Here is a 10958-nt window from a genome sequence, read left to right as displayed (position 1 = left end):
CCATGTCGCGCGTGCTCGCCATCTACCGGCTCGGGATCAAGGAACTGTGGAGCCTCGCCCGCGACCCGATCCTGCTCGCGCTCATCGTGTATACGTTCAGCGCGTCGATCTACGTCGCCGCGACCGCACGCCCCGAAACGCTGCACAAGGTGCCGATCGCGCTCGTCGACGAAGACGCGTCGCCGCTGTCGGCACGGATCGCGGCGGCGTTCTTTCCGCCGCAGTTCGCGCCGCCCCCGGTCGTCGACGCCGGCGCGGCCGATCGCGGGCTCGACAACGGCGACTACACGTTCTCGCTCGACATTCCGCCGAACTTCCAGCGCGACGTGCTGGCCGGCCGTCATGCGACGATCCAGCTCAACGTCGATGCGACACGCATGACGCAAGCCTTCACCGGCAGCACCTACATCCAGCAGATCGTGTCGGGCGAGATCGACGCGTTCGTGCGGCGCTATCGCGGCACGCCGCCACCGCCGGTCGATCTCGCGCTGCGGATGCGCTTCAACCCGAATCTCGACGAAGTCTGGTTCGGCGCGCTGATGGAACTGATCAACAACGTGACGATGCTGTCGATGATCCTCACCGGCGCCGCGCTGATTCGCGAGCGCGAACACGGCACGATCGAGCATCTGCTCGTGATGCCGGTGACCGCAGCGGAGATCATGCTCGCGAAGGTCTGGTCGATGGGGCTCGTCGTCACGGTGGCGGCCGTCGCGTCGCTGACGTGCGTCGTTGGCGGCGCGCTGCACGTGCCGATTCCCGGCTCCATCCCGCTGTTCGTGGCCGGGATGGCGTTGCACCTGTTCGCCACGACGTCGATGGGGATCTTTCTCGCGACGCTCGTGCGCAGCATGCCGCAGTTCGGCATGTTGCTCGTGCTCGTGCTGCTGCCGCTGCAACTGCTGTCGGGCGGACTGACGCCGCGCGAAAGCATGCCGCCGGCCGTGCGGGACATCATGCTCGCCGCGCCGACCACCCATTTCGTCGAACTCGCGCAACGCATCCTGTACCGGGGCGCCGGCTTCGATGCGGTGTGGCCGCAGTTCGCGGCGCTGTTCGCGATCGGGGGCGCGCTGTTCCTGCTGTCGCTGATGCGGTTCCGCAAGACCATTGGTCAGATGACTTGATCGCCCCACTGCCTGATTGCCCGATTGCGCGCGAGGCCGGGATTCGCCGGTTGATACAGATCAACCGCGCCGGAAGCCGGTACGCGATCATGACGCCATAGCTTGCGAAATCGCAAACTGCCGCTGCGTGCCAACGCGGACGAACACCGGCCGCTCCACGGGAGAACGTCATGATTCGCCATTCGTACCGGACCACGCTCGCCACGCTGGGCGTGTTCGTCGCGCTCGCGTCGCTACTGGGCGTCGTGCACGCGATGCTGGTCGACGCGCACGTGCTGCCGTACGCGATCGTCGCGCTGGTGTCGGGCGGCGTCGCGTTCGTCGCGCAGCTCGATCCCGCGCCGAGCGAGCGCTAGCGAAACCGCCGGACGCGCCGCATTCGACATCATGCTTGATGCGGGAATCGCTGATTTCCGTCAATCGCCGCGCGCCGCTTCGCGATGTAATCGACGCACCGAACCCCTCGACTTCCAGTGAGACGAGCGATGAAACTGACTTTTCTCGGTGCGACCGAAACCGTGACCGGCTCGAAGTATCTGGTCGAGCACGGCGGCCGGCGCGTGCTGATCGATTGCGGCCTGTTCCAGGGCACGAAAAACCTGCGCTTGCGCAACTGGAGCCCGCTGCCGCTCGCACCCGACTCGCTCGACGCGGTCGTGCTCACGCATGCGCATCTCGACCATACCGGCTATCTGCCGGTGCTGGCGCGCGAAGGCTATCGCGGCCCGGTGTACTGCACGGCGGCCACGGCCGAACTCTGCGACATCATGCTGCGCGACAGCGCACGGCTGCAGGAGGAAGAAGCCGACTTCGCGAACCGGCACGGCTACTCGAAGCATCATCCGGCGCAACCGCTCTATACGCTCGACGATGCGCAGCGCGCGCTGCGGCTGCTGAAGCCCGTCGCCTTCGACGAATGCACGGCGCTCGGCGATGGCCTCGCGTTCCGCCTGCTGCCGGCCGGGCACATCCTCGGCGCGGCGAGCGTCGTGATGCACTGGGATCACAAGGTGCTCGCGTTCTCGGGCGACCTCGGCCGCTATCACGACCCGATCATGCAGCCGCCGCGGCCGCCGGCGCATGCCGACTATCTCGTCGTCGAATCGACCTACGGCGACCGGCTGCATCCGGATTCGGATCCCGAGAACGAGTTGGCCACGTTGTTCGACACGACGTTCGCGCGCGGCGGAGTGGTCGTGATGCCCTGCTTCACCGTCGGCCGCGCGCAGGAGATCCTGCACTACATCGCGCGGCTGAAGGCGTCCGGCCGCATGGCGCGCGTGCCCGTGTTCGTCGACAGCCCGATGGCGACCGACGTGACCGACATCTATCGCCACCACATCCTCGAACACCGGCTGACGCTTTCCGAAGCAAACGCGCTCGGCCACGCGGCGACGATGATCCGGTCGGTCGAGCAGTCGAAGGCGATTGCGGAACACCACGGCCCGATGGTCATCATCGCCGGCAGCGGCATGGCCACGGGTGGCCGCGTGCTCCATCACCTGAGCCGCTACGCGCCCGACGCGCGCAACACGATCGCGCTGGTCGGCTATCAGGCGGCCGGTACACGCGGCGCGGCGCTGGCCGCGCACGAACCGACGGTCAAGATTCACGGCGAATACGTGCGCGTGCGCGCGCAGGTCGAGTCGATCGCCGCGCTGTCCGCGCATGCCGACTACGAGGAGATTCTCCGGTGGCTCGGCACGATGCAGCCCGCGCCCGCACGGACCTTCATCACGCACGGCGAACCTGCATCGGCGGACGCACTGCGGCGGCGCATTTCGGAGCGATTGCACTGGCCGTGCGAAGTCCCGACCTACGCGAAGACCGTCGATCTCGACGCAGTCGAATCGGACGATGCGCGCGAGCCGGCCGGCGTTTCGTCCTGACTACGGCGCCGGCGAAACGCCGGTAGACACCGGTCGGGCGCGGCAAGAACCGGGCGACGTTGCGTACCGGCCTCCGTCACGCGCCACCGGCCCGTCAGCCGACTTCGATGATGACCTTCAGCGCATGGGTCTGCGCCGCGCGACCGAACGTGTCGTACGCACGCTCGACGTCGTCGAGCGAAAACCGGTGCGTGATCAGGCGTGTCGGATCGAGACGCCCGGCGCGCACGGTCTTCAGCAGCATCGGCGTGCTGACCGTGTCGACGAGCCGCGTCGTGATCGAGATGTTGCGATCCCACAGCTTCTCGAGGTGCAGGTCGGCCTTCACGCCATGCACGCCGACGTTCGCGACCGAGCACCCGGGCTGCACCTTGCCGTTCAATACCCCGCATTCGAACCCGGTCGGCAGGATATCAGACAGCATCACGAGCGCGTCCTCGTCGGCGCCGCCCGGAATCCGGTACAGGCTGGTCGCCGCATGCGGGATACGCACGTACTCGGCCTGCGTGCCGTCGATCCGGTTGCCGAGAATCCAGCCGCCGGTCGTGCAATGCGAATACAGGCCGCGGCGGCAGTATTCGCAGCGGCCGCACGACGAGATGCACGAAATGAGCACGCGATCGCCCGGCTTCAGCGAATCGACCGCGGCGCCGACCTGCTCGACGACGCCGACGCCCTCGTGGCCGAGAATGCGGCCCGGTTCGCAGGTCGGTACGTCGCCCTTGAGGATATGCAGATCGGTGCCGCAGATCGTCGTGCGCGTCACGCGGACGATCGCGTCGGTGGGCGACTGCAGTTCCGGCCTGGGCCGTTCCTCGAGCGCCTTGCGCCCCGGCCCGTGGTAGACGAGTGCTTTCATTGTGGTTTCTCCATTCATGTTTCGAGTACGTAGGCGCCGGGCGCCGCCGCGAAGCCGTCGGGCGGCGTACGGGCCGGCACGTCGCCCGACGAGCGCGCGTGCAACCAGTCGCGCCAGCCTGTCCACCACGATCCGTCGACCGCCGGCGTATCGCGCACGAAGTCGTGCGGGCTGCGGTAAGCCACCCCGGGTTCGCGCGTCGCGCACCGATAGTGGCGTCCCGGATGGCCCGGTTCGGACACGATGCCCGCGTTGTGCCCGCCCGACGTCAGCACAAAGGTCAGCGCATGGTGCGTGAGCAGATGGAGCTTGTAGACGGACCGCCAGGGCGACACGTGATCGCGCTCGGTGCCGACCACGAACGTCGGCACGTCGATATCCGACAGCGCGACAGGCCGCCCGTCGACGCAGTAGCGGCCGGCCGCCAGATCGTTGTCGAGAAAAAGTCGCGTCAGGTATTCCGAATGCATGCGGTACGGCATGCGCGTGGTATCCGCATTCCACGACATCAGGTCGTTGGGCTTCGTGCGCGTGCCGAGCAGGTATTCGCTCATCATCCGCGACCAGATCAGGTCGCGCGCGTTCAGCAGTTCGAACGCGGCGGACATTTGCGCACCGTCCAGGTAGCCTTGCCGCCACATCAGCGCGTCGAGCGCGGACAGCTCGCTCGCATCGATGAACAGGCCGAGTTCGCCGGGTTCGCTGAAATCGGTCTGGGCCGCGAGCAACGTGACCGAGCGCAGCGCGTCGTACTGCTTGCCGTCGCGCGCCAGCGCCGCCGCGGCGATCGCCAGCAGCGTGCCGCCCAGACAATAGCCGACCGCGTGGACCGCTTCGCCGCCGATCGACCGGGCGGCGTCGAGCGCCGCGATGCAGCCGTCGCGCAGATAGTCGTCGAGCCCGAGGTCGCGCGATTCCGCGCCGGGGTTGCGCCACGACACCGCGAACACCGTATAGCCCGCATCGACCAGGAAGCGGATCAGCGAATTGTGCGGCTGCAGATCGAGGATGTAGTACTTCATGATCCACGACGGCACGATCAGGATCGGCTCGCGCGCCACGCGGGCCGTCGTCGGCGCGTATTGCAGTAGCTCGCACAGCGCGTTGCGCCAGACGACGCGACCCGGCGTGATCGCCACGTCGCGACCCGGCAGGTAGGTGCGCGCATCGTGGGCCTGCGTGCCGCTCGCCCGCTCGACGAACGCGTTCGCGTCGTCCAGCCAATGCCGCAAGCCCGCCGCGAGGTTCGCGCCGCCGCTGCGCATCGTCGCGTCGAGCACGACCGGATTGGTCGCCAGGAAATTGCCCGGCGAACAGGCGTCGAGCCACTGGCGGGCGGCGAATCCGACCAGTTCCTCATGATGGCGTTCGACGCCCGGCACACCGCGGGTCGCGTCGCGCCACCAGCGCTGGATCGACAGGAAGCCGTCTCGATACGCGCGAAACGGCCAGCCGCCCCATGCGGGCGCGGCGAAGCGCGGATCGGCGCCCCCGGCGTGCACGGCCAGGCCGCTCGACTCCGCATCGTCGGCCTCGCCGTCGCGCCCGCTTGCCGTCGGCGCCACGGCGCCCAACCACGCCTGTGCGGCGAGCTCGAAGCCTTTGCCCGGCGCCACCGCCAGATGCGCGCCCCAGTCGAGCATCGCCAGCGCCAGCGACACCGGCGACAGCCCGAACGTCAGCGCGGCCACGTTCGCGTGCGCGGCACGGTTCCACTGTTCGGCAGCGCTCATCGGGGAAGGCGCGCATCGCGTCGCCGCCGGCGCATGCCCGTCGTCGCCCGGCGTCGGCAGCGATGCCGGCGCGAGCGCCGCGCGCAGCACGGACGCGTTCATCGCAGGTACATTCCGCCGTTGACGTCGAATTCCGCGCCGGTGGCGAACGCACCGGCGTCGGAGCACAGGAGCGCGACGAACGCGGCGATCTCGTCGGGGTCGCCGAGCCGCCCGGCCGGAATCTGCGGCAGGATCTTCGCGTCGAGCACCGCCTTCGGCACCGACTCGAGCATCGCGGTCGCCAGATAGCCGGGCGACACCGTGTTGACCGTCACGCCATGCCGCGCGAGTTCGAGCGCGAGCGTTTTCGTGAAGCCGTGGATGCCGGCCTTCGCGGCCGCGTAGTTGGCTTGCCCGTACGCGCCTCTCGAACCGTTGACGGAGCCGATGTTCACGATCCGCCCGAAACCGGCGTCGATCATGCCCGGCACGAACGGCTTCGTCATGTTGAACATGCTGTCGAGATTAGTGCGCAGCACCGCGTCCCACATGCTCTTCGTCATCTTCACGAAGGTGGCGTCGTGCGTGATGCCGGCGTTGTTCACGAGCACATCGACGCGCCCGAATTCGGCGAGCACGCGTGCCGCGCAGTGCTGGCACGAATCGTAGTCGGCCACGTCCACTTCGAACGCATGAAACGTGCGGCCCGCGTCGCGCTCGTGCGCGAGCCACGTCGCGACGTGGTCGTTGTGTTCCGTGTACGACACCGCCACCGTCATGCCGGCGTCGTGCAGGCGACGGCCGATCGCGGCGCCGAGCCCGCCCATCCCGCCGGTGACGAACGCGACGCGCTTAGCGGACATGATCGTGCTCCCGTTCGCCTGCGATGCCGTTCAGGCGGCGCGCCGCGAGCGCCCCGTTCGTCGCGCCGCCCGCTTCCTCGATCCCGCGCTCCAGCGCGGCCATCCAGTCGGCCCACGGCATGCTGGCTTCGTTGACCACCGCGAGTCGCTCGAGGTCAGGCAACCAGTCGGTCTGATAACGCGTCAGCGCGCCCGAGCCGTATTCGCGCAACCAGGTACGCCACGCACTGGCATGCTCGAATTGCGCACGCATGCACAGCTCGGCGGCGTCCTGCCAGATCTCGACGCTCGCGATCGCGTAGTCGCTCGTCACCTGCCGGCCGGCCTCGGCGAAGGCCGTCCACTCGTTCGTTTCCGCCAGCGCCTGCTGCAGGCGGCGCACCGCGGTGCGGTCGCGCTCGATGCGCCGCCCTGCCAGCGCATGCCATTCGTGTTGCCAGTCGCGGTTCAGCGCGACCATGCGCAACGCGAGATCGCAGCTCGCGCGCCAAGCGCCGTTCGGTGTCGTCAAAGCATCGCTACTCATCGGCTTCCCCTTTCGATCGGATCAATGGGTTCGCATCCGCGTCGCGCCGCCTGCCCGGCCTCGGCGTCTCGACCGCTTCACTGTGCGGGTATCGCGCACGGCCCCCGTTGATCTGAGTCAACCGCGTGGAAACCCTGCTTCGTAGACTGGATTGCACTGGCGGATCACCCGTCGATGGAGCGATTCCGATGAGCTACAAAAGCATGGTCGTGCACCTCGATACGAGCACCCGCGCGCATTCGCGTCTCGAGTTCGCGTTGCGTCTCGCCCGGCGCTTCGGTGCGCATCTCACCGGGCTGTTCGCGATCTACACGCCCGAGCCGCATTCGTTCTACGTGATGGCCGGTTCCGCCGACTATTTCCGCGCGCACCGCGAACGGCGCGACGAGCGGATGGCCGCGCTGGAACGTCTGTTCCATGCGGAAACGGCGCGCGCCAAGGTGCCGGCAACCTGGATTCGCACCGACGAGCGCGCGAACGTGGCCGTCCCGCGCGCCGCCCGTCTCGCCGATCTGGTGATTGCCGGCCAGAGCGACCCGAACGATCCCGAGACCTATATCGACGACCAGTTTCCGGAAAATCTCGTGTTGACCGCCGGCCGCCCGGTGCTGTTCTGGCCGTACACCGGAGAATTCCCGTCGGTCGGCGAACGGGTCTTCGTCGCATGGGACGGCAGCCGCGAAGCGTCCCGCGCCGCGCACGACGCGCTGCCCTTTCTCGAACACGCGAAACGCACGACGGTCGTCGCCGTGGTCGACGGCCATTCGGAGGCCGCGGCCACGCGGATTCCAGCCGCCGATGCCGCGCTGATGCTGGCGCGCCATGCGCACGACGTGAACGTGCTCGACATCGACGCCGGCGCCGGCTCGTCCGTCGGCGACACGCTGCTGTCGCGCACGTATGACACGGGTTCCGACCTGCTCGTCATGGGCGCGTACGGCCATCCGCGCTGGCGCGAGCTGTTGATGGGCGGGGCCACGCGCACGGTGCTCGCGTCGATGACGCTGCCGGTGCTGATGTCGCACTGAGCCGCCCGACGCGCATCGACCAACGACGCGTGAATCGCACCGCGGCGGGCGGGCTGCGCGGCAACCGGGACGCTTGATCCAGATCAGCGCCATCGGCGTGCACGCGCCGATGATGGTTTCATCCACATCCGTTCAAGGGAAATGCCATGTACTCGAACATTCTGGTGGCACTCGACGGCAGCGACACGTCGTCCCGTGCACTCGACGCCGCGCTGGCGCTCGCGGCGGAAACGGGTGCGCGGCTGACACCCGTCTACGTCGTCGATTTCCTGGCGCCGGCCTACGACATGGTCGGATACGATCCGTCGATCCTGGTCGATTCGTTCCGTGAAGAAGGATTGCGCGTGACCGAGGACGCCGCGCGGCGCATGCAGGCGCGCGACGTGGCCGGCACGCCGCAGATTTCCAACGTCGCGCCGGCAGGCGAAGACATCCCGCACCGGATCGTCGGCGTCGCGGGCGAGATCGACGCCGATCTGATCGTGATGGGCACGCATGGCCGGCGCGGCTTTCGGCGCCTGTTCCTCGGCAGCGTGGCCGAACGCGTGCTGCGCCTGGCCAGATGCCCGGTCCTGATGATTCCGGCGAGCTGCGCGGCGAAGGCATCCGCCGACGTCACGGCCGCTTCCACCGAAAAGGAGCCATCTTGACGTCCTCTTCTCCCTAAAGGGAGAGGATTCCCACACCTGGCGATGCACGTCCGCATCGGAGAATGTTCAACGCAGCGTTGGTATCTCGATCATGCTCGGCACCACAGTCACTGCAGGCCCATTCTCTTATTCGCAGTCCCGCGATACCTTTCGGCCGCGTCGTGCTGGCTTGCGACCCGCACGCCGAACAGGACTGGGTAGAACCGCTTTCGTCGACTTCCTCGAGCGTGGCCCCGTGCGCGATCGCTTTGTAACGAAGCTTGTCCCGGAAGGACGACCAGGATGCATCGTAGACGCTCTTCGCCATCCTGGTCCTGGCGAGCTTCGCGGCCGACACGTTGCCGACCGCGATGTAATCGAAACGCCGCACCAGATCGAGCGCGAGCTTGTGCTGGAAGTCGGCACGGGCATTGGCGATCTTCGCGTGCAGCTTCGCGATATGCCGCTTGTGCTTTCGCGCTCGTTGCGCTTTCGCGAGCTTTTCCGCCGCGCGTCGACCGAACGGGTCATTGGGCAGCTTCTCGCCGGTCGAAAGTGCGGCGAAGTCTTTCAGGCCGAGATCGATGCCCACACCGGAACGGATAGGTCGGGCCGGAACATCCGGCATCTCGATCACAATGTTGAGAAACCAGTTGCCGCGTGCATCCTGCGCAAAGTTGGTCCCATCCTTGATCTTGCCTTCGGGAAGCGGCCGGCTGTTGAACACGCGAAACATGTTGCCGGCGAAACGGAACGCGTCACCCTCGCGCTTCAGGTCACGGCCCTTCAGCGGCACCCAGCCGAGCGATTTCCTGCCGCGATAGCGCACGTAAGGCCGACGGTGCTGACTGCGCGACTTCGCGTATTGCTCGCACGTCGCGTTGACCGTGCCGGAGTGAATACCGAGTTTCTTGCTGCTGCCGGTCGTCAATACGTTCAGGTCGAATCCTGTCGGCCACTTCTTGCCCCACTTGAGCGCGTGCTTCTGCGTGTCGTTGCAGAAATTCCAGACGTAGTTCACCGCGCGGCTCTGCTTGTTGAGCAGTCCGTTGAGCGATTTCACCCGGTAGCGGTAGACAAGGATCATGCAGGTGATCCTAACCCCTGGGAAAAGCTGCCTGTCAACAGCAATCCTTTCCTCCCCGTCCTGAAGGACGGGGTTTCTCGGAGCAACTGATGAGCTACAAGACCCTGCTTGTTCATCTCGACGACAGCGATCGCTGCGCGACGCGCGTCGACCTCGCGCTCCAGCTCGCGGGACGCTGGAACGCGCATTTGATCGGCCTCTACCTGGTCTGCCAGGATCTCCTCGAACCATTGCGCCGGCCCGACGAACCGCTGAAGCTGGCCGTCTACGAGCGCCTGTGCGAGCAGCGGCGCAAGGAGGCGGAAGAACGCTTCCTGACGGCCGCCGAACGCGCCGGACGCAGCGTCGAATGGCAGGCGCCGGCCGGCAATGCGATCGATGCCGCGATCCTGCACGCCCGTCACGCCGATCTGCTGGTGCTCGGCCAGGAGGATCCCGACGACCGCATGACCTACGTGGCGCGCCATTTCGTCGAGGATGTCGTGATCGGCAGCGGCCGTCCGGCGATCGTCGTGCCGTATGCCGGCGACGTGCGCACGTTCGGCGAGAACGTGCTGATCGGCTGGGACGGCGGGCGCGAGGCCGCGCGCGCGATGGCCGACGCGCTGCCGCTGCTCGCCCGCGCACGCTTCGTCAACGTCGAGACGGTCGTCCGCGGGCAACCCGATCCGGACCGGACGCCGGCCGGCGTCGACGTCGCCGCGTATCTCGAACGACACGGCGTTCGCGCGTCGTTCTCGACGACGCCGCGCGAGCGGTCGGTCGGCGTGGGCGGGACGCTGCTGAACCGGGTGACCGACGTGCATGCGGACCTGCTCGTCATGGGCCTGTACAGCCATACCCGCGCCCACGAGCGCGTGCTGGGCGGCGCGACGCGCACGATCCTCGAGACGATGACGGTGCCGGTGCTGCTGTCTCACTGAACCGGCGAGGTTCGGGCTGCCTGGTTACGGCTGCCCGCCTCGTCACGAGACGGCCGCATCAGCGTTCTGCCCGTAGGCCCGACGCATATCGTCCGGCCGACGCCAGTCAAGCCTGCGATGCAGCACGCGTCCGCATCCGGCCCGATTGGCGAATACCGGCGAAACGCGCACAATTGCGGCGCATCGGAGACGCTTTTGATGCGACCCTTTGAAGAGACATCGTCCGTTCATCGACGGCAGTCATCATGTCCACCGTTCAGAATCGGGCGATTGCAACATTCCGGTCGGAGCCGGATCGACGAACGCCGGCGG

At 67.4% G+C, this 10958-nt stretch carries 11 protein-coding genes; 6 read left to right on the top strand and 5 right to left on the bottom strand.

Features of this window, described 5'->3' with window-relative positions; all coding sequences use genetic code 11:
• Positions 1-2: 2 nt before the first annotated feature.
• From KR541_RS32560 to KR541_RS32550, 3 genes are all read left to right on the top strand, one after another.
• A complete protein-coding gene (locus tag KR541_RS32560) occupies positions 3-1127 on the top strand; it encodes an ABC transporter permease (protein ID WP_050016739.1) in 1125 nt (374 codons plus the stop codon).
• Between the two features lie 170 nt (positions 1128-1297).
• The gene (locus KR541_RS32555; RefSeq protein WP_050016736.1) at positions 1298-1483 is read left to right on the top strand and encodes a DUF2964 family protein; all 186 of its coding nucleotides are present in this window, start codon (positions 1298-1300) and stop codon (positions 1481-1483) included.
• 129 nt (positions 1484-1612) lie between these two features.
• Complete coding sequence (locus tag KR541_RS32550; protein ID WP_216090085.1) at positions 1613-3016, top strand: MBL fold metallo-hydrolase RNA specificity domain-containing protein; 1404 nt, start codon at positions 1613-1615, stop codon at positions 3014-3016.
• Positions 3017-3110: 94 nt separating this feature from the next.
• Here the strand turns inward: KR541_RS32550 and KR541_RS32545 are convergent, their stop codons facing one another.
• From KR541_RS32545 to KR541_RS32530, 4 genes are read right to left on the bottom strand one after another with little or no spacing between them, the layout of a single operon-like run.
• Positions 3111-3875, bottom strand: coding sequence for an alcohol dehydrogenase catalytic domain-containing protein (locus KR541_RS32545; RefSeq protein WP_216090084.1), 765 nt, complete (start codon positions 3873-3875; stop codon positions 3111-3113).
• Between the two features lie 14 nt (positions 3876-3889).
• Entirely contained in the window at positions 3890-5710 is a 1821-nt protein-coding gene (locus KR541_RS32540) for a PHA/PHB synthase family protein (protein WP_216090083.1), read from the bottom strand.
• Positions 5707-6453, bottom strand: a complete 747-nt coding sequence (locus tag KR541_RS32535) for a beta-ketoacyl-ACP reductase (RefSeq protein ID WP_050016729.1) — start codon at positions 6451-6453, stop codon at positions 5707-5709. The genes KR541_RS32540 and KR541_RS32535 overlap by 4 nt, the downstream gene beginning before the upstream one ends.
• On the bottom strand, positions 6443-6979 hold the full coding sequence (locus KR541_RS32530) for a hypothetical protein (protein WP_050016727.1): 537 nt from the start codon (positions 6977-6979) through the stop codon (positions 6443-6445). Before KR541_RS32530 ends, KR541_RS32535 begins: the two co-directional genes overlap by 11 nt.
• Positions 6980-7167: 188 nt before the next feature.
• Between KR541_RS32530 and KR541_RS32525 the strand changes: the two genes are divergently transcribed.
• On the top strand, positions 7168-8007 hold the full coding sequence (locus tag KR541_RS32525) for a universal stress protein (protein WP_050016725.1): 840 nt from the start codon (positions 7168-7170) through the stop codon (positions 8005-8007).
• Between the two features lie 146 nt (positions 8008-8153).
• Entirely contained in the window at positions 8154-8657 is a 504-nt protein-coding gene (locus tag KR541_RS32520) for a universal stress protein (protein WP_050016723.1), read from the top strand.
• A 13-nt stretch (positions 8658-8670) separates the two neighbouring features.
• Here KR541_RS32520 and KR541_RS32515 read toward each other — a convergent pair whose 3' ends face one another.
• Entirely contained in the window at positions 8671-9723 is a 1053-nt protein-coding gene (locus tag KR541_RS32515) for an RNA-guided endonuclease InsQ/TnpB family protein (RefSeq protein ID WP_216090082.1), read from the bottom strand.
• Positions 9724-9812: 89 nt separating this feature from the next.
• Here KR541_RS32515 and KR541_RS32510 point away from each other — a divergent pair, with 89 nt between their 5' ends.
• Positions 9813-10646 (top strand): universal stress protein, encoded by an 834-nt coding sequence (locus KR541_RS32510; RefSeq protein WP_124714479.1) that lies wholly within the window; start codon positions 9813-9815, stop codon positions 10644-10646.
• Positions 10647-10958: the final 312 nt, after the last annotated feature.

Source organism: Burkholderia sola (assembly GCF_905400185.1).
GTDB lineage: Bacteria > Pseudomonadota > Gammaproteobacteria > Burkholderiales > Burkholderiaceae > Burkholderia > Burkholderia sola.
The sequence above is the reverse complement of the archived record's forward strand: the minus strand, read 5'-3'. Positions and strand labels throughout refer to the sequence as shown.

Excerpts from the sequence above, each read along its gene's own strand:
- KR541_RS32560 (WP_050016739.1), top strand. The coding sequence starts at position 3 with ATGTCGCGCGTGCTCGCCATCTACCGGCTCGGGATCAAGGAACTGTGG.
- KR541_RS32555 (WP_050016736.1), top strand. The coding sequence starts at position 1,298 with ATGATTCGCCATTCGTACCGGACCACGCTCGCCACGCTGGGCGTGTTC.
- KR541_RS32550 (WP_216090085.1), top strand. The coding sequence starts at position 1,613 with ATGAAACTGACTTTTCTCGGTGCGACCGAAACCGTGACCGGCTCGAAG.
- KR541_RS32545 (WP_216090084.1), bottom strand. The coding sequence starts at position 3,875 with ATGAAAGCACTCGTCTACCACGGGCCGGGGCGCAAGGCGCTCGAGGAA.
- KR541_RS32540 (WP_216090083.1), bottom strand. The coding sequence starts at position 5,710 with ATGAACGCGTCCGTGCTGCGCGCGGCGCTCGCGCCGGCATCGCTGCCG.
- KR541_RS32535 (WP_050016729.1), bottom strand. The coding sequence starts at position 6,453 with ATGTCCGCTAAGCGCGTCGCGTTCGTCACCGGCGGGATGGGCGGGCTC.
- KR541_RS32530 (WP_050016727.1), bottom strand. The coding sequence starts at position 6,979 with ATGAGTAGCGATGCTTTGACGACACCGAACGGCGCTTGGCGCGCGAGC.
- KR541_RS32525 (WP_050016725.1), top strand. The coding sequence starts at position 7,168 with ATGAGCTACAAAAGCATGGTCGTGCACCTCGATACGAGCACCCGCGCG.
- KR541_RS32520 (WP_050016723.1), top strand. The coding sequence starts at position 8,154 with ATGTACTCGAACATTCTGGTGGCACTCGACGGCAGCGACACGTCGTCC.
- KR541_RS32515 (WP_216090082.1), bottom strand. The coding sequence starts at position 9,723 with ATGATCCTTGTCTACCGCTACCGGGTGAAATCGCTCAACGGACTGCTC.
- KR541_RS32510 (WP_124714479.1), top strand. The coding sequence starts at position 9,813 with ATGAGCTACAAGACCCTGCTTGTTCATCTCGACGACAGCGATCGCTGC.